This window comes from Paracoccus sp. MBLB3053 (genome assembly GCF_031822435.1).
Taxonomy (GTDB): Bacteria; Pseudomonadota; Alphaproteobacteria; order Rhodobacterales; family Rhodobacteraceae; genus Paracoccus; species Paracoccus aurantius.
On the sequence record NZ_JAVQLW010000001.1, the window covers coordinates 2,076,415 to 2,094,660 of the forward strand.

The 18,246-nt window shown below is 62.4% G+C and carries 12 protein-coding genes; 11 read left to right on the forward strand and 1 reads right to left on the reverse strand.

Annotated elements, in window-relative coordinates; translation table 11 throughout:
* Positions 1-23: 23 nt before the first annotated feature.
* The 5 genes from mdoH to RGQ15_RS10445 all read left to right on the forward strand — a co-directional run bounded on the left by mdoH (position 24) and on the right by RGQ15_RS10445 (position 7,111).
* Positions 24-2,174: a glucans biosynthesis glucosyltransferase MdoH gene (mdoH, locus tag RGQ15_RS10425; protein ID WP_311160157.1), complete on the forward strand. Its 2,151-nt coding sequence runs from the start codon at positions 24-26 to the stop codon at positions 2,172-2,174.
* Complete coding sequence (locus RGQ15_RS10430) at positions 2,171-3,307, forward strand: OpgC domain-containing protein (RefSeq protein WP_311160158.1); 1,137 nt, start codon at positions 2,171-2,173, stop codon at positions 3,305-3,307. The genes mdoH and RGQ15_RS10430 overlap by 4 nt, the downstream gene beginning before the upstream one ends.
* Before the next feature lie 70 nt (positions 3,308-3,377).
* Complete coding sequence (locus RGQ15_RS10435) at positions 3,378-5,048, forward strand: formate--tetrahydrofolate ligase (protein WP_311160159.1); 1,671 nt, start codon at positions 3,378-3,380, stop codon at positions 5,046-5,048.
* Positions 5,049-5,051: 3 nt separating this feature from the next.
* The gene (locus RGQ15_RS10440) at positions 5,052-5,657 is read left to right on the forward strand and encodes a nicotinate-nucleotide adenylyltransferase (protein ID WP_311160160.1); all 606 of its coding nucleotides are present in this window, start codon (positions 5,052-5,054) and stop codon (positions 5,655-5,657) included.
* Positions 5,654-7,111, forward strand: a complete 1,458-nt coding sequence (locus tag RGQ15_RS10445; protein ID WP_311160161.1) for a D-alanyl-D-alanine carboxypeptidase — start codon at positions 5,654-5,656, stop codon at positions 7,109-7,111. The genes RGQ15_RS10440 and RGQ15_RS10445 overlap by 4 nt, the downstream gene beginning before the upstream one ends.
* A 4-nt stretch (positions 7,112-7,115) precedes the next feature.
* On the opposite strand, the gene RGQ15_RS10450 is transcribed toward RGQ15_RS10445, so the two are convergent.
* Positions 7,116-7,538: a tellurite resistance TerB family protein gene (locus RGQ15_RS10450; RefSeq protein ID WP_311160162.1), complete on the reverse strand. Its 423-nt coding sequence runs from the start codon at positions 7,536-7,538 to the stop codon at positions 7,116-7,118.
* A gap of 85 nt (positions 7,539-7,623) precedes the next feature.
* Between RGQ15_RS10450 and RGQ15_RS10455 the strand changes: the two genes are divergently transcribed.
* The 6 genes from RGQ15_RS10455 to RGQ15_RS10480 all read left to right on the forward strand — a co-directional run bounded on the left by RGQ15_RS10455 (position 7,624) and on the right by RGQ15_RS10480 (position 18,244).
* Complete coding sequence (locus RGQ15_RS10455) at positions 7,624-9,216, forward strand: lysine--tRNA ligase (protein ID WP_311160163.1); 1,593 nt, start codon at positions 7,624-7,626, stop codon at positions 9,214-9,216.
* 136 nt (positions 9,217-9,352) lie between these two features.
* Complete coding sequence (locus RGQ15_RS10460; protein WP_311160164.1) at positions 9,353-11,647, forward strand: glycosyl hydrolase family 28-related protein; 2,295 nt, start codon at positions 9,353-9,355, stop codon at positions 11,645-11,647.
* A gap of 482 nt (positions 11,648-12,129) precedes the next feature.
* The gene (gene acs, locus RGQ15_RS10465) at positions 12,130-14,085 is read left to right on the forward strand and encodes an acetate--CoA ligase (RefSeq protein ID WP_311160165.1); all 1,956 of its coding nucleotides are present in this window, start codon (positions 12,130-12,132) and stop codon (positions 14,083-14,085) included.
* Between the two features lie 121 nt (positions 14,086-14,206).
* Positions 14,207-14,464: a DUF4212 domain-containing protein gene (locus tag RGQ15_RS10470; protein ID WP_311160166.1), complete on the forward strand. Its 258-nt coding sequence runs from the start codon at positions 14,207-14,209 to the stop codon at positions 14,462-14,464.
* Positions 14,465-14,467: 3 nt separating this feature from the next.
* Positions 14,468-16,375 carry a sodium:solute symporter family protein gene (locus tag RGQ15_RS10475; RefSeq protein WP_311160167.1) on the forward strand — a complete coding sequence of 636 codons (1,908 nt, stop codon included), beginning with the start codon at positions 14,468-14,470 and terminating at the stop codon, positions 16,373-16,375.
* Between the two features lie 51 nt (positions 16,376-16,426).
* Positions 16,427-18,244, forward strand: coding sequence for a DUF294 nucleotidyltransferase-like domain-containing protein (locus RGQ15_RS10480; protein WP_311160168.1), 1,818 nt, complete (start codon positions 16,427-16,429; stop codon positions 18,242-18,244).
* The last annotated feature ends 2 nt before the right edge of the window (positions 18,245-18,246 follow it).

Here is an 18,246-nt window from a genome sequence, read left to right on the forward strand (position 1 = left end):
TTGTGACCGAAACGGAAAATACGATGCAGTCGCAGGGAGAAACCGATGGCGGCGCACGGCTGCCGCTGTCGGAAGATGCCGGCTGGGCCGCGCTTGACCTGGAATTGCCGGGTGGCCCCGCGACGCCGCCCGAAGCCCCGCTTGCAATGCCCGAGCAGGATTTTCGCGCGCGACCCCCGCTTGGCCCCGATAGCGGATGGCCCAGTCTGCGCACGATGGCTGCGCGCCTGATCGCATTTGGTGGTGCCGCAGCGATCGCCTGGTTCGGTCTTTTGCAGATGGACAAGGTGTTCGGGGACAATGTGACCTTCCTGCAAATGGTGCTTTTGGTGCTGTTCGGCATCACCTTCACCTGGGTCGGGTTCTCGTTCACCTCGATGATTGCGGGCTTTCTCGCGTCCAATCTGCGGACCCCGTCCGGGCCGAATGACGCGCGTGTCGCGATCATCATGCCGGTCTATCACGAGGACGCCGCCGCGACCGCCGGGCTTCTGGCGGCGCTCGCGCGTGATCTTTACCGTGTCGGCATGGCCGAAAGGGCGGAAATTTTCGTTCTTTCTGACAGCCGCCAACCCGGAGCAGTTTTCGAAGAAATGATCGCAATCAGCAGGTTGCGGGATATATCTCCTGTTCCGATCTGGTATCGACGACGCCAGAGCAACAAGGGCCGCAAGGCGGGAAACGTGGCGGATTTCGTCACCCGCTGGGGCGGGCGCTACGAGCAGATGGTGGTTCTTGATGCCGACAGCGTCATGGGGGCGAATACCATTCGTGCGCTTTCGGCACGAATGAATGCCGATCCGGCCGTCGGCCTGATCCAGACCATGCCCATGCTGGTCGGCGGACAGACGATCTTTGCCCGCTTGACGCAGTTCGCGGGCCGAATCTATGGGCCGGCTATCGCGCGGGGCGTTGCGGCATGGTCCGGCAATAGCGGAAATTTCTGGGGGCATAACGCGATCATTCGGCTTGAAGCGTTCGCTCAATGCTGTGGGCTGCCGGATCTTCCGGGCAAGCCTCCGTTCGGCGGCACGATCCTGAGCCACGATTTCGTTGAAGCCGCCCTGATGCGGCGGGCGGGCTGGAAGGTTCGCCTGGACCATGACCTTCGCGAAAGTTTCGAGGGCAGCCCTCCGACCCTTCTGGACATGGCCGTGCGCGAGCGTCGCTGGGCACAGGGCAACCTCCAGCATTCGCGCCTGATCTTCTCGCGTGGCTTCGCCTGGATCAGCCGTGCGCATTTCGTCATCGGCATTCTCGGCTTCCTGATGTCGCCGATCTGGCTGGCGATGATTCTGGTCGGTCTAGCCCTTTCGGCGAATGTGCTTCTGTCGCGGCCGGATTACTTCCCGCAGACCTACCAGCTCTTCCCTGAATGGCCGACATTCGATCCGGTGCGGATGCTTTGGCTGTTCATTGCCGCCATGTCATTCCTTCTGGTGCCGAAATTCATTGGCATCCTGCGCGCATGGCTGCGTCCGCTGGCGAAGAATTCTGGCGGAGGGGTAAGGCTTCTGGGCTCTGCCCTTTTCGAGATCACGCTTTCGGCGCTGATCGCGCCGGTGCAGATGCTGATCCAGACGCGTCAGATCCTGGACATCCTGCGGGGCCGGGATTCCGGTTGGGAAGCGCAGGTCCGTGCCGGCCAGATGCCGCCCTGGAACGTTGTACTGCGTCGTCATGCGCTGCATATTTCACTGGGCCTAGGTACGCTGGTCGTGCTTGCGATCTTCTCGCCCGGACAGCTCGTTTGGCTTTCGCCCATCCTTGCTGGGTTGATCCTGTCGCCGATGACCTCGCGCTGGTCGGCCAGTCCGGTCTTTGGCCGTTGGGCCCGCCGGCAAGGATTGCTCGTGACCCCAGAGGAACGTGAGCCGCCCGAAATCCTGACGGCGGCCAATGCGCTTGATTACCGCATCGCGGGCAGCCTGCCTCGGGATGGTCTGGCGGCGGTCGGGCGTGACCCGGCCATGCAGGCAAGGGTCGCGTCCTTGCTCCGGGCAGGGGCCCCGGCTGGGCCCGCGGCGGGTCGGCTGGACGCGATCTCGGCGGAAGCCAAGCTGGCCCACGCCGCGACGCAGGCCGAGGCGCTGTCCTTCCTGACCGAATCCGAGAAGCTGGCGATGCTCGAAACCCGGTCGCTGGTCGAAGTCTTCGCGAAGTTGCCGAAATGAAGCGGATCGCGGCCCTCGACATGCTGCGCGGCTACGCGCTTGTCTGCATCATGCTCGACCACATGCCGATGGGCGTGCTGCGCAGCTTTACCCTTGCGAATTTCACGGTCTTCGACGCCGCCGAACTTTTCGTCCTGCTTTCGGGCTTTCTGGTCGGCATGGTCTGGATCAAGGTCGAGGCTCGGGAGGGACGGCGAGCAGCGCAATGGCGTTTCCTGAAACGGGCCTACAAGGTCTGGCTTGCCCTGGTCATCGGAGCGGTTCTGCTGGCGCTGTTCTCGCACCTGCTCTTCGAGTTCAAGATGAACCACAAGGCCGTCTGGTTCCAGTATTCGCGCTGGATCGTCGAGAACCCGTTCGGCTACGTCGCGACGGTGGCGCTGATGTGGATGCAGCCAAACCTGCTCGATGTGCTGGCGCTTTATGTCCTGCTGATCGCGACCGCGCCGATCACCGTGCCGTTCCTGTTGCGTATGCCGTTCACCGCCATGGCGGTTTCGGCGGCAATCTGGTGGCTGTCCGAGCCGCTGAACGCGATGATCCCCAACCAGCGCGAAGGGCAGGGCCTTCTGTTCAACCCGTTCGGATGGCAACTTCTGTTCTTTACCGGCGTGGCCATGGGTGCGTTCCGCGACCAGTTCATGCCGGTCCTGCGTCAACGGACGGGGGTGCTCAACGGGATCTCGGTGGCGATCCTGCTTTTTGGGCTCGCGATCATCATCTGCTGGCGGATAGGCGCCCCGGCCAAGCCGGTCGCCGACATGCTGAAGCAGGTCTACGGATCGATCGACAAATGGTCGCTCGACGGCCTACGCTACATGTCCATCCTTGCGGCGACATGGCTTGTCGCGGTGCCGCTGGCGTCGGCATTCGAATGGATGGCGCGGACGCTTCTGGGCCGCGACCTTGCCGAGATCGGGCGCGGAGGGCTTTGGTCATTCGTGACCTGCGTCCTGCTTTCCATCTGGGGTGACGCGCTCGACATGACGGTTTCGCCGGGTGCGACGGGTTTCCTGCTCAGGGTTGCCATCGACATCTGGGTCATCGTGGCGCTGTGGATCTCGGCGGCGCTCTGGCTCAGGCGAGAGGAATGGATGGGGCGGGTCAGGTCGTGGTTGACCCGCCTCACCTGACCGTTGAAGGTCCGAGCGGTGCGGCGATCGTACCGCCGGATCGGGACAGACAAAGACTTACGGAGACCGCATGAGTTCCGACATCGAAATCGCCCGCGCGGCGCGCAAACGCCCGATTGCCGAGATTGCCGCCAAGCTCGGAATGGGGCCGCACGATTTCCTGCCCTATGGTCATGACAAGGCCAAGATCACGCATGAATACATTGCTGGACTGAAGGGCCGCAAACAGGGCCGCCTGATCCTTGTAACCGCGATCAACCCCACCCCGGCGGGCGAGGGCAAGACGACGACCACGGTCGGGCTTGGCGACGCACTGAACCGCATCGGCCGCCGCGCCACGGTCTGCATCCGCGAGGCCAGTCTTGGCCCCAATTTCGGCATGAAGGGCGGCGCCGCGGGCGGCGGCATGGCCCAGATCGTGCCGATGGAGGAAATGAACCTGCATTTCACGGGAGATTTCCACGCGATCACCAGCGCGCACAATCTTCTGGCCGCAATGATCGACAACCACATCCATTGGGGCAACGAACTGCGGATCGATCCTCGGCGCGTGACATGGCGGCGGGTGATGGACATGAACGACAGGGCGCTGCGCCAGACGACACTGGGCTTGGGCGGGCCGGCGAATGGCCATCCGCGCGAAAGTGGCTTCGACATCACTGTGGCTTCCGAAGTGATGGCCATTCTTTGCCTTGCCGATGATCTTGCCGACCTGCAGGACCGGCTGGGCAGAATCGTTATCGGCCAGACCTTCGACAAGGAACCGGTCACGGCGCGCGATCTGGGGGCGGATGGCGCGATGACGGTTCTTTTGCGTGATGCGCTGCAGCCGAACCTCGTCCAGACATTGGAAAACAACCCTGCTCTGGTCCATGGCGGCCCTTTTGCCAATATCGCGCATGGCTGCAATTCCGTGGTGGCGACCCGGACCGCGCTGGCGCTGTCGGATTACGTCGTGACCGAGGCGGGTTTCGGTGCCGATCTCGGGGCCGAGAAATTCCTGGACATCAAGTGCCGCCTGGCGGGGCTTTCACCTGCGGCGGTCGTGCTGGTCGCGACGGTTCGGGCGCTGAAGATGAATGGAGGCGTCAAGCGCGGCGATCTGGGGGCCGAGAACGTCACGGCCCTGAAGGACGGCTGCGCCAATCTGGGCCGCCATATCGAGAACCTTCGAGGCTACGGCCTGCCGGTGGTCGTCGCGATCAACCACTTCACTTCGGATACCCTAGACGAGATCGCCGCTGTTCAAGAATTTTGCGCCGCGCATGATGTCCAGGCAGTTCTTTGCCGTCATTGGGCTGAGGGTGGAAAGGGCGCCGAGGAACTGGCGCGCATTGTTGCGCGCCTTGCCGAGACAGGAGAGGCAGCGTTTGCACCGCTCTATCCCGACGCAATGAGCCTGTGGCAGAAGATCGAGGCAGTCTGCAAGAAGATCTATCGCGCCGATCACGTCGAGGCCCCACCCGCCATCCACGAGAAGCTGGCCGAATGGCAGGCTGCGGGCTACGGGCATATGCCGGTCTGCATGGCCAAGACGCAGTATTCCTTCTCATCCGATCCGACGGCGCTTGGGGCGCCTACCGGCTTCACGATTCCCCTGCGCGAGGTTCGGCTTTCCGCCGGGGCCGGGTTCGTCGTGGCCATCTGCGGCGAGATCATGACCATGCCGGGCCTTCCGCGCCATCCGGCAGCCCTACGGATCGGGCTCGACGAGCATGGTCGCGTCGAAGGGCTGTTCTGAACCTTGCGAGCGGACCTGCCTTTTGCGCCGCCTGGGATGCGGATCGGGCTTCTGGGCGGATCGTTCGATCCGGCCCATGAAGGGCATGTGCACATCACCGAAGAGGCGATGCGCCGATTTCAGCTTGATCAGGTCTGGTGGCTGGTCAGTCCCGGCAACCCGCTCAAGGTGCATGGCCCTGCGCCGCTTGAGCAGAGGATCGCGGGGGCGCGGAATCTGGCGAAGAACCCGCGCATCCTCGTCACCGATATCGAGAGCCGAATCGGGACAAGGATGACGGCGGACACGATCGCGGGGCTTCAGCGCATCTATCCGCGGGTTCGCTTTGTCTGGTTGATGGGGGCGGACAATCTTGTGCAGTTCGACCGTTGGGATCGCTGGAGCGAGATCGCATCGCGCGTGCCGATCGGGGTGATTGCGCGTCCTGGCTGGCGGACGCCCGCGCGATTTTCCCGCACCGCAAGGATGCTGTGGCGCAGCCGCATCCCTGAAACACGGGCTGGTGATCTGGCCAATTCTGTCCCTCCGGCCTGGTCCATGATAAATGTTCCGCTGAACAAGCAATCCTCGAGTGCGATCAGGGCGCGTGCGGAAGGGAAAACCGGATGAAGCTGACACGACGGACGATGCTGGCGGGACTGGGTGCCTGTCTTCTGCCCGGAGCATCGCTGGGACAGGTGGCCCTGACGGCGACCGGGCCCGCCTCTGGCTTGTCGGGCTTTGACCCCGAGCCGGTCATCGACCTTGCCAAGCTCGGGGGCGAGGTGGCCTTTGCCGTGCTTGATCCGCGAAGCGGCGAGGTTCTGTCGTCCCGTCATGCCAGTCAGGCGATGGCCCCGGCTAGCACGCTGAAGATCGTGACCGCGCTTTACGCACTTGAAAAGCTGGGTGCAGACCATCGCTTCACCACGCGTATCATCAAAGACGGGGACGACCTCATCCTGGCGGGGGGCGGAGATCCGCTGCTGGACACGGACGGCCTGGCGAAGCTTGCCGGGATGACCGTCGAAACCTGGCAGGGCCCGCCGCCGAAGCGCTTTCTTGTCTGGGGTGGGGCATTGCCCCAGATCGATCGGCTTTCGGCCTCTCAGGACGAATATCTGCCTTATAATCCAAGCCTTTCCGGCATGATCCTGAACTTCAACCGGGTGCATCTTGGCTGGCGGCAGGGCAAGCTGATGCTGGAAGCACGGGGCAGGCAGCAATCGCCGCGGGCCTATACGATCAGCATTGGCGCCTCTGACCGGAGCCGACCGCTTTTCACCTATGACGGGTCGGGCAAGAAGGAAGCCTGGACGATTGCGCGCGGAGCCGTGGCCAAGTCGGGTTCGCGCTGGCTTCCTGTGCGCCGGCCGGAACTTTATGCGGGCGACGTCTTCCAGACCCTGTGCCGGGCCAGGGGGCTGGTGCTGCCGAATCCCGAAGTTGCAGAGCTTGCTCCTGCGGGTTCGGAAGTGGCAAAGCTACAGGGCGAACGACTGGACGAAATCGTGCGCGGCATGCTGGAGTATTCGACCAACCTGACAGCCGAGGTGATCGGGCTGGCCGCGAGCGGTGCCGCTGATCCCGTGAGTTCGGCTGTCGCGATGGAGGCATGGCTGCGCAATCTGCTGCCGGGCGAGGCGTTCACCTTCCGCGACCATTCTGGTCTGTCCGCCGAGAATCGACTGACGGCGATGTCACTGGCGCGTCTTGTCGCGAATGAGGGTGAAGGACGCGAGCTTGCAGACCTGCTGAAGCATATTTCTTTGCGGGACGATAAGGGCAAGAAGAAGGAAAGTCCGATCACGGTTCTGGCCAAGACCGGAACGCTGAACTTCGTGTCGAACCTGTCGGGCTATGCTCGGATGCCAGATGGCCGCGAGATCGCCTTTGCGATCCTGTCCGGCGACGAGGCACGCCGGGCCGCGAGCGAAGGGCAGGAATTGCCGGATGGGGTAAGCGTCTGGACGCGCCGGTCAAAGGTGATGCAGCAGGCGCTGATCGAGGGTTGGATGGGGGCCTTGCCCGCGCAGATCGCCGCGCCCGGTGGCGCGGCGGAACCGGAAAAGGTCATCCGTTGAGGATTTAGAGCACGCGGTGACGCGTGCGGGTCGCCAATTCGATGGCGGCGGCATGCAGGCGGTCGATTTCAAGCTGGTCGCGAATCTCGGCCAGCATCTCGGCCTCGATATCCCCGAGGCGTCCATCAGAAGCGGCGACATCGCAGGCCAGCAGGTAGGCGGTGTCAAAGAGCTTCTCGGGCAGCGAGGAACGAACGAGTCCGAAGAGCGCGTCAAGACCGTCTTCTTCCTCGAACAGCGTCATGACGGTCTGCGAGACGGCGCGAATTCGGTCGATGTCGTAATTGGCGAAAATCGGCGTGTGATTCACGGCCCGCTCGATCGCCAAAAGCTCGGACGTGCGCAGGTTCTGGTCCGAGGCCGAGACCCCCACCATGACCGCGACCAGAGCGTCGCAGGGCGAAAACGAGGGAAGGTTATCGGACATGTCATTTCTCCGCGGGTTTTCCGGGTAATTATTGACCATTTCGCCGGGTTTCAATACGGGGAAGGCTCAGCAATGGAGACCCGAAATGACCGCTCTGCGTGACGCCGCGATGAAATCCAAGGCCTGGCCCTTCGAAGAGGCACGCCGGGTGCTCAAGCGTTACGAGAAGAAGGACCCCGAAAAGGGCTTCGTCCTGTTCGAGACCGGCTACGGTCCCTCGGGCCTGCCCCATATCGGCACTTTCGGCGAGGTCGCGCGCACGACGATGATCCGCCGCGCCTTCGAGATGATCTCGGACATCCCGACGCGCCTGTTCTGCTTTTCGGACGACATGGACGGGATGCGGAAGGTGCCCGACAATGTGCCGCAGCCCGAGATGCTGCGAGAGCACCTGCAAGAGCCGCTGACCACGGTTCCGGACCCCTTCGGCGAATATCCGAGCTTTGGCGATCACAACAACGCCATGCTGCGCCGCTTCCTCGACACGTTCGGGTTCGAGTATGAGTTCATCAGCGCGACCGAGTTCTACAAGTCGGGCCAGTTCGACCAGACCCTGCTGCTTGCGGCCGAGCGTTACGACGCCATCATGGAGGTCATGCTGGCTTCGCTGCGCGAAGAGCGCCAGCAGAGCTATTCCTGCTTCCTGCCGATCAGCCCCAAGACCGGCAAGGTCCTTTATGTGCCGCTGAAGAACGTCGATGCGAAGAACGGCACCATCACCTTCGACGACGAGGACGGGGTCGAGACCACGCTGCCGGTCACCGGCGGCAATGTGAAGCTGCAATGGAAGCCGGATTTCGGCGCCCGTTGGGCCGCGCTCGACGTCGATTTCGAGATGTATGGCAAGGACCATTCGACCAATACGCCGATCTATGACCGCATCTGCGAGATCCTCGGCGGCCGGAAGCCCGAGCATTTCACCTATGAGCTGTTCCTCGACCAGGACGGGCAGAAGATCTCGAAATCCAAGGGCAACGGCCTGTCGATCGACGAGTGGCTGACCTATGCCGCGACCGAGAGCCTGTCCTATTTCATGTATCAGAAGCCGAAGACGGCGAAGCGGATGCATTTCGACGTCATCCCGAAGGCGGTGGACGAGTATCACCAGCAGCTGCGCGCCTATCCCGACCAGACGCCCGAGCAGCAGTTCGCGAACCCGGTCTGGCATATCCATGGCGGCAAGGTTCCGGCCTCGGACATGGTCGTGCCGTTCCAGATGCTGCTGAACCTCGCCTCGGTCGCCGGTGCCAAGGACAAGACCGGGCTCTGGGGCTTCATCCGCCGCTACGCGCCGGAAGCCAGCCCCGAGACCAACCCGACGCTGGATGCCGCCGCCGAATTCGCGGTGCGCTATTTCAACGATTTCGTCGCGCCGACCCGGACCTTCCGCGCGCCGAGCGAGGTCGAGCGCCGCGCGCTCGAGGATCTGGCTGGGCGTCTGGCCGCATGGGATCAGCCCGCCGATGCCGAGGCGCTGCAGACCATGGTCTTCGCCATCGGCCGCGAGCATGGTTTCGAGCCGATGAAGAACTGGTTCCAGGCCCTTTACCAGGTGCTGCTCGGCGCCGATCAGGGGCCGCGCTTCGGTGGGTTCATCGCCCTTTACGGGGTCGAGGAAACCCGCAAGCTGATCGAACGGGCCTTGGCGGGCGAGCTGGTTTCCGAACCGGCCGCCTGATCCGAGGTGCCGAGATGTTGCGCGCGGCCCGTTGCTGCGCGCGCATCGTTAACGAGGCTTTAATTTCGGATCGCCAGATTCTGACCCGACCGCGCGGCCCATCGGCTCGCATGATCGGGAAAAGGGAGTATCTGGCATGTCCACTGCCGTCGTTGGAAGCAAGGCGCTGATGCCACGCGAGTTTCGGCTGGGTTTGAATCTTTGGTCGAGGACCGATGGCACGGCGAACTCACCGACCTGGGCTGGTCAGGCGAATGCGGCGATCGTACCGGCAGACGAGGATCTTGGCACCTGTCTCGAGATCCTGAAGCTCGATGAGGTGACCTCGCTTCGCTACATGAAGCAGACGCCGGTCAGTCCGGGCACCTATCTGCGCATTTCGACACGAGTGAAGGCAGTCGCCGGGAATATTCCCGGCATCCGCGTTGCCGCCTATGCCGGGGCCTCGAACGGATCAAACATCTCTGGCGTCATTCAGGTCGGGCCGACCATCACCCCGGCCAGCTATGGAGAGGTTGTCGAGGTTTCGGCCATCGTCGGGACCGGATCGCGCGACGGTGTGGACATGCCTTGGGGGCGGACGGCCAGCTTCGGTTATTTCGGCCTCGACCTTGTTGGTGACAACAATGGCTCGATCCGGATCGAAAGCATGGTCATCGAGGATGTGACCTCTGCCTTCGTTCCGGGCATGCTTGATTGGGTGGATGTGCGCGATTTCGGTGCCCTTGGCGACGGGAAGGCCGATGATCGCGCGGCATTCGTGGCGGCGAACCAGGCTGCGAATGGCGGGCAGATCGTGGTTCCTGCCGGAACCTTTTACATCGGCTCGGATCTGAGCCTGAGCGCGCCGGTCCGCTTTGTCGGAACGCTGAAAATGCCACGCACCGCGCGCCTGGCGCTGACGGGAAAGTTCGACTTTCCGACCTATGCTGCCGCCTTCGGGGACGAGACCGAGGGGATGAAACGCGCGCTACAGGCGCTTTTCGGCTATACCGATCACAGCACGCTCGATCTTTGCGGAAGAGCAGTTCATCTGACCGAACCGCTTCGGGTTTCGGATTTTGCACCGGGTCTGGCAAGTTTTGCAAACCGTCGCGTGATCTCGAACGGCCAGATCGCAATCGTGGCGGGAAGCGCCTGGAACAGCAAGGCGGTGAACTCGGCCATCACTTACAATGTGAAGCAGCCGCTGCTGCTGACCGGTGTCAACAACGTTGCCCATATCGAGGTCGGCGCCAGGGTCAGCGGAAATGGTGTCGGTCGCGAGGTCTATGTCAGCGCGAAAAACGTCGGCGCGAGCACTGTCACCCTGTCTCAGCCGCTTTACGGCGGAACAGGCACCCGCGTCCTGACCTTTACCCGCGACCGCTATGCGTTCGATTTTTCCGACATGGACCATCTTGCCCGGTTCAACTTCGACGACGTCGAATTCCTGCTTGAGGGAAATGCCAGTGGTGTCATGCTGGCACAGACCGGGACCATGAACTGTTTCCGGGATTGCTACTTCACCAGGCCGAAAGACAGGGGGATCACTTCGATCGGAACGGCTTGCCAGGGGATGCTGGTGGACCGCTGCGAGTTCCTGTCGAACGAGATGGGAGATCTTGCCCAGAACCGGAAGTCGGTGGCGATCAACGTCAACGGCAATGACACCAAGATCCGGCACAACCGTTTCATCCGCTTTGGCCATTTCATGGTGGCGAATGGCGGCGGGCACATGATCGAAGGAAATCACTGGTTCCAGGGCGACGCGGCGCAGAATGGCGTGCGGTTTGGCGGGCTCATCCTGACCCAGACCAATGTCCAGGCGACGGTGACCGGAAACTACATCGACAACTGTTCGATCGAATGGACGAATGAGCACGATGTCCTGCCCGATTTTCAGGGCAATGCCTATTCCTTCGGGGGTCTTACCATTACGGGAAATACCTTCCTTGCCTCGAACTCGACACTAGGTTTCAACTGGCTGGTGATGAAGCCCTTCGGGACCGGGCATTTCATTCACGGGCTTGCAGTCCTGGGCAATGTCTTCAAGTCGCTCGACAACAAGATCACCCGTGTCGACAAGGTCGACACCACGCTGGCCGATCTGGATTACACGCGGATGCGCAACATCCAGTTTCAGGGAAACATGTTCAACGGCGTGCTGAACTATGTTGCGAACCCGGTCGATGTGTCCTTCACCCAAGCCAAGGCAGCGCAGCGCTGGGTCGTTCCTGTCGATGTCGCGCTGCCCTTCAACGGCTGGGCGCGGAGGGTCGAATCTGTCGTTGCGACCACGGCAATCACCAATTCAAGCAACGGCAAGGTCAGCGAGATGCCCTGGATCCAGGGCGATCTGGGCAGCAACAAGAAGCTCGTGGGTATCAACTGGAGCACTGCGACCAAGGGGTCGATCAGCATGCGTGTTCGGATGGACACACCGAACTGAGCGTCCTTTTCCTCTGCAATCATCAGCCCTCGGATGCGCCTTTCATCCGGGGGTTACTGCACTTTAGGGCATTGCTGAAATCGGAGCCGGTTCGATAACCACGGCGTCATGGCTGTGAGAAACTGTCGCGGTGGCTGTCGGCTGCGCCTCGACCGGGTCGCCGGACGGGTGCTGCCGTTGCAGAAAGTTTCTTGCATAACCCCCAGTTTTCTCATGTTAATCGGCCATCTGGCAAACGGCGCCATTCGTTCGCTTGCCTGCGCGATCGGACGAAATGTCGTGCAATCCGAGGTTGTGCAACTGTCAAATATTTACAATTTCATGCGCGACCAAGTGAATTAATTTACAAAATTATCATTTATAAAAAATCATTTACTGAAAGTGCGTTTGATGTTTTAACATTCCCGAAATTGGTGCTCTGCAAATTCTGGCGTCGGGGAGGCGCGTTGCGCAGGGCGCTTCTGGGAATGGAGGAAGCCCGCATGTCCGTCGAAAGTACCGCCAAACACCCGATTCCCGCCGGGTTCGAGGACGCATTGCTCAAGCCGGCGGATTATTCCCGCATGTATGAAGAATCCGTGTCTGACCCGGATGCATTCTGGGGGCGTGAAGGCAAGCGGCTGGATTGGATCCATCCGTATAGTGTGGTCAAGAATGCCGACTTCACCATGGGTAAGGTTTCGATCAAGTGGTTCGAGGACGGTATTCTGAACGCCTCGGTGAACTGCATCGACCGCCATCTGCCGACCCGCGCCAACCAGACGGCAATCATCTTCGAGCCGGATGACCCGAACGCGCCCGCGCGCCACATCACCTATGCCGAGCTTTCGGACAAGGTGAACCGGCTGGCCAACGTGCTGCTGAGCCAAGGCGTCATGCGTGGCGATCGTGTCGTGATCTACATGCCGATGATCCCCGAGGCGGCCTATGCCATGCTGGCCTGCGCCAGGATCGGCGCGATCCATTCCATCGTCTTTGCCGGCTTCTCGCCCGATGCTCTGGCGAACCGGATAAATGACTGCGGTGCGAAGCTGGTCATCACCGCCGATACCGCCCCGCGCGGCGGGCGCCGGACCGCGCTCAAGTCGAATGCCGACGCGGCCTTGCTGCATTGCTCGGATCGGGTGCGTTGCCTCGTGGTCAAGCATACCGGCGACCAGACGACCTGGATCGACGGTCGCGACGTGGACGTGCTGCGCCTGATGGATGAAGTCAGCCCGGATTGCCCGCCGCGGCCTATGAATGCCGAGGACCCGCTCTTCATCCTGTACACTTCCGGCTCGACCGGAAAGCCCAAGGGCGTCGTGCATTCGACGGGCGGCTATCTGGTCTATGCCGCGATGACGCATCAATACGTCTTCGACTACAAGGACGGAGATATCTTCTGGTGCACCGCCGATGTCGGCTGGGTCACCGGCCACAGCTACATCGTATACGGCCCCCTTGCGAATGGCGCGACCACCGTCATGTTCGAGGGCGTGCCCACCTGGCCCGATGCCGGTCGTTTCTGGGCGGTTTGCGACAAGCACAAGGTCAACCAGTTCTACACCGCGCCGACGGCCATACGTTCGCTGATGGGGCAGGGCCCGGAATGGGTCGACAAATACGATCTGTCGAGCCTGCGTGTCCTGGGCACGGTGGGCGAGCCAATCAACCCCGAGGCCTGGGTCTGGTATGATCACCATGTGGGCAAGGGGCGCTGCCCGATCGTGGACACATGGTGGCAGACCGAAACGGGCGGTCACATGATCACCTCGATCCCCGGCGCGATCGAAACCAAGCCCGGATCGGCCACGTTGCCCTTCTTCGGGGTCAGTCCCGAGGTGCTGGATGCGCAGACCGGCGAGATCCAGAAGGGCAATGGCGTCGAGGGCGTGCTTGCGATCGCTGAGAGCTGGCCGGGCCAGATGCGCACGGTCTGGGGCGATCACCAGCGCTTCATGGAGACCTATTTCCAGCAATATCCGGGCTATTATTTCACCGGCGACGGCTGCCGCCGCGACGAGGATGGGTTTTACTGGATCACGGGCCGCGTCGATGACGTGATCAACGTCTCGGGCCATCGCATGGGTACGGCCGAGGTGGAAAGTGCGCTTGTCGCCCATGAGAAGGTCGCCGAGGCAGCCGTGGTGGGCTATCCGCATCAGCTGAAGGGGCAGGGCATCTATGCCTATGTGACGCTGATGAACGGTGTCGAACCCAGCGACGATCTGCGCAAGGAGCTCGAGATCTGGGTCCGGACCGAGATCGGGCCGATTGCCAAGCCCGACCTCATCCAATGGGCGCCGGGACTTCCCAAGACCCGCTCGGGCAAGATCATGCGCCGCATCCTGCGCAAGATAGCCGAGAACGATTACGGCAGTCTTGGTGATATTTCGACCCTGGCCGAACCGGCCGTCGTAGACGAACTGATCGAGAACCGGATGAACCGGATCTGACAGCAAAGGGAGATCGCGCCCGTGGGAGGAGAGCCGGGCGCGATCTCCACTCTATCCGGCCGAAGCCGCCGAGGTCGGACACGCGAAAGGCGGCGCATTTATCACAGGGAGGAACGGGGGCATGAGCGACAAGCAACCCTCGAATGCCTATTGGGAGGCGAATGTCCGTATCATCGGCTTCAGCCTCGCGATATGGGCGCTGGTATCCTACGGATTTGGTATCCTGTTTCGGCCGCTGATCTCGTGGGTCAAGGTCGGAGGCAGCGATCTGGGCTTCTGGTTCGCCCAGCAGGGCTCGATCCTGACCTTCATCGCGCTGATCTTCTGGTACGCGGCGCGGATGAACCGCCTCGACCGCGAACATGGCGTTCAGGAGTAAGCCATGGACCAGTTTACGCTCAACCTGATCTTCATCGGCCTGTCCTTCGCGCTGTATTTCGGTATCGCGATCTGGGCCCGCGCCGGTTCCACCGCCGAGTTCTACGCCGCCAACCGCGGCGTGCATCCGGTGATGAACGGCATGGCGACCGCGGCCGACTGGATGTCGGCGGCATCGTTCATCTCGATGGCTGGCCTGATCGCCTTTACCGGCTACGATAACTCCACCTACCTGATGGGCTGGACCGGCGGTTATGTTCTGCTGGCCATGCTTCTTGCTCCTTATCTGCGCAAGTTCGGCAAGTTCACCGTGCCGGAATTCATCGGCGATCGCTTCTATTCAAAGACCGCCCGGATCATTGGCGTTGTCTGCCTGCTGATCATTTCGATCACCTATGTGATCGGACAGATGGAGGGCGTGGGCATCACCTTTGCGCGCTATCTCGAGGTCTCGAAGTCGACGGGGCTTTGGATCGGCGCGGCGGTCGTCTTTGCCTATGCAGTGCTCGGTGGCATGAAGGGCGTGACCTACACGCAGGTCGCCCAATATGTCGTGCTGATCATCGCCTACACCATTCCGGCGATCTTCATCTCACTGGCGCTGACTGGCAATTTCCTGCCGCAGCTGGGCCTTTTTGGAACGCATGATGCCTCGGGCCAGGAGTTCCTTGCCAAACTTGATCAGGTCGTGACGGATCTGGGCTTCAAGCAATACACGACCCATAACGGCTCGACCCTGAACATGGTGATGTTCACTCTTGCGCTGATGATCGGCACGGCGGGTCTGCCCCATGTCATCATCCGCTTCTTCACCGTGCCGAAGGTTTCGGATGCGCGCTCTTCGGCGGGCTGGGCGCTGGTCTTCATCGCGCTGCTCTACACGGTCGCCCCGGCCGTGGGTTCGATGGCGCGTCTGAACCTGTCGACCACGATGTGGCCGGGCGCGGCTACGGGTGACACCTACTCGCAGCCTGCGGTTTCGCTGCAGGATATCGAGACGAAGCCCGAGCTGAACTGGATGCGCACCTGGGCAAAGACCGGTCTTCTTGAGTGGAACGACCTGAACGGCGACGGTCTGATCCAGTATTACGCGGATGGTGCCGACGCTCAGGCCAAGGCGCTCGCCGCAGCCAGGGCCGGTGGCGACCAGGCCGCAATCGACGCCGCCCAGACGGCCTATGACGAGGCGCTTGCCGCGGGGGTTGCGAAACTTCCGAACGCTCCGGCCGATGCCGCGACCTGGAAAGGCAACGAACTGACCAAGGTCAGCAACGACATCATGGTTCTGGCCAACCCGGAAATCGCCAACCTGCCGGGCTGGGTCATTGCCATCGTCGCGGCGGGCGGTCTTGCCGCAGCGCTTTCGACCGCTGCGGGCCTGCTGCTCGCAATCTCGGGTGCCGTCAGCCATGACCTCATCAAGGGCGCCATGAACCCCAATATCAGCGAGAAGAGCGAGCTGATGGCGGCGCGCATCTCGATGGCCGTCTCGATCCTGGTTGCAACCCTTCTGGGTCTCAACCCGCCGGGATTTGCGGCGCAGACGGTTGCTCTGGCCTTCGGTCTTGCCGCGAGCTCGATCTTCCCGGTGCTGATGATGGGCATCTTCTCGAAGCGCGTGAACAAGCATGGTGCGATCTGGGGGATGCTTGCCGGGATCCTGTCGACCCTGGTCTACATCTTCACCTACAAGGGCTGGTTCTTCGTTGCTGGCACCAACATGCTGCCGGACACGCCCTCCGCCTGGCTTTTCGGTATCGCTCCGGCTTCGTTCGGTGTGGTGGGCGCGCTGCTGAACTTCCTGGTCGCCTATCTCGTGTCGAATGCCACGGAAGAGCCGCCTGTCCACGTTCAGGAGCTGGTCGAATCGATCCGCATCCCGAGCGGTGCGGGCGCTGCGACCCATCACTGATGAAACACCGGCCGCGCCCCTCCGGGCGCGGCCGACCCCCGAGTGATCGTGATGGACCAGACCTCCAACTTTCTTGCTTCACTTCACCCCTATGACGCCCTGTCGCGGGACGAACTGGCACGGGTGGCCGGTTTCTTCAGCCGCAGGCACTGGCAGGCGGGCGAGCAGATCTATCGCTTTGGCGAACCGATCGAAGGGCTCTACCTGATCGAAGATGCCGAGGTCGAGGTGACCGATCAGGCCGGAATGCCGGTTTCCTCGCTGGGTCGCGGCAACAGCTTCGGCGAACGGGGGCTTTTGCGGGACGGGCTTGCGGCAACGAATGCCCGGGTCGTCCGGGGCGGCGACATCCTCATGCTGCCAGGACGCGACTTCCGCCAACTCATGGCGTCGAACGGGGCCTTTGGACGCTTTTTCAACCGCGGCACCGCGCGTGTGCGCCAGGCGAACGGGGTCCAGTTCGCCGATCTGCGCGTCGCGGAACTTCTGAGCCGCGCACCGGTTGCCTGCCGGCCCGATCAGGGCATTGCCGAGGCAGCGCGCATGATGCGCGATGCCGGAGTGTCGTCGCTGGGCGTGACCTCGTCCGAGGGGCAGTTGCTGGGCATTGTCACGGTCCGCGACATGAGCAGCAAGGTCGTGGCCGAGGGGCGCGACGCTTCCGGGCCCGTCGCCGGGATCATGACGCATGATCCCGTAGCCCTCACCCCCGAGGCATTGGGGGCCGATGTCCTGAACCTCATGGCCGAACGGCGTATCGGCCATTTGCCGATTACCGAGGGGGGGCGGTTCGTCGGGATGATCACCCAGACCGACCTGACCCGCGTGCAGGCGATTTCGGGTTCGGTGCTGATGCGGGAAATCGCTGCTGCGACCGATGATGATGATCTGCGACGCGCCACTTCCCGCATTCCCCAACTGCTGGCAAGTCTGGTGGCTGCCAGCCAGCGCCACGAGGTCATCACCCGACAGATCACCGATGTCGCCGATGCCGTCACCCGCCGACTGCTGGTCTTGGCCGAAGATCGGCTGGGCCCGGCACCCGCGCCCTGGCTCTGGGCCGCCTGCGGCAGCCAGGGCCGGCAGGAACAGACGGGGATTTCGGATCAGGACAATTGCCTGATCCTCGGTCCCGGGACCGACCCGGATCACCCCTGGTTCACCGAACTTGCGAAATTCGTGACCGACGGGTTGAACGCAGCGGGATATGTCTATTGCCCGGGCGAGATGATGGCCTCGAACCCGCGTTGGCGCCAGCCGATCGAGATCTGGCGAGAATATTTCCGCGGCTGGATCGAACGTCCCAGCCCCGAGGCGCAGATGCTGGCAAGTGTCATGTTCGACCTGCGTGCCATCGGTGGCGATCCGGGCCTGTTGCATGAATTGCAGGCCGAGACCCTGGCCGCGGCGCGCAAGAATTCGATCTTCGTGGCGCATATGATTGCGAACTCGCTCAAACATCGGCCGCCTCTGGGGCTGATCGGGGGGTTCGCCACGATCCGGTCCGGCGAGCATCGCAACCAGATCGACATGAAGCTGAACGGCGTGGTCCCGGTTGCCGATCTTGGCCGGGTCTATGCGCTTCAGGGCGGTCTGCCCCAGGTCAATACCCGCGCCCGCATCGTGGCAGCGGGGGAAGCTGGCGTCATCTCTACGCCGGGTGCCGCCGATCTGATCGCGGCCTATGACCTGATCCAGTCACGGCGTCTCGAACACCAGGCCCGCCGCGTCCGTGCGGGCCGGAAACCTGACAACTTTCTCGCGCCCGTCGAACTTCCTGATTTCGAGCGCAGTCACTTGCGCGACGCCTTCGTCGTCGTGCGCAGTATGCAATCGGCCGTCGGCCATGGAAAGGGAGCTCTGCAATGATG

Coding starts and splice junctions, on each gene's coding strand:
- RGQ15_RS10460 (WP_311160164.1), top strand. CDS start 9,353: ATGTCCACTGCCGTCGTTGGAAGCAAGGCGCTGATGCCACGCGAGTTT.
- RGQ15_RS10455 (WP_311160163.1), top strand. CDS start 7,624: ATGACCGCTCTGCGTGACGCCGCGATGAAATCCAAGGCCTGGCCCTTC.
- mdoH (WP_311160157.1), top strand. CDS start 24: ATGCAGTCGCAGGGAGAAACCGATGGCGGCGCACGGCTGCCGCTGTCG.
- RGQ15_RS10430 (WP_311160158.1), top strand. CDS start 2,171: ATGAAGCGGATCGCGGCCCTCGACATGCTGCGCGGCTACGCGCTTGTC.
- RGQ15_RS10450 (WP_311160162.1), bottom strand. CDS start 7,538: ATGTCCGATAACCTTCCCTCGTTTTCGCCCTGCGACGCTCTGGTCGCG.
- RGQ15_RS10475 (WP_311160167.1), top strand. CDS start 14,468: ATGGACCAGTTTACGCTCAACCTGATCTTCATCGGCCTGTCCTTCGCG.
- RGQ15_RS10480 (WP_311160168.1), top strand. CDS start 16,427: ATGGACCAGACCTCCAACTTTCTTGCTTCACTTCACCCCTATGACGCC.
- acs (WP_311160165.1), top strand. CDS start 12,130: ATGTCCGTCGAAAGTACCGCCAAACACCCGATTCCCGCCGGGTTCGAG.
- RGQ15_RS10435 (WP_311160159.1), top strand. CDS start 3,378: ATGAGTTCCGACATCGAAATCGCCCGCGCGGCGCGCAAACGCCCGATT.
- RGQ15_RS10445 (WP_311160161.1), top strand. CDS start 5,654: ATGAAGCTGACACGACGGACGATGCTGGCGGGACTGGGTGCCTGTCTT.
- RGQ15_RS10470 (WP_311160166.1), top strand. CDS start 14,207: ATGAGCGACAAGCAACCCTCGAATGCCTATTGGGAGGCGAATGTCCGT.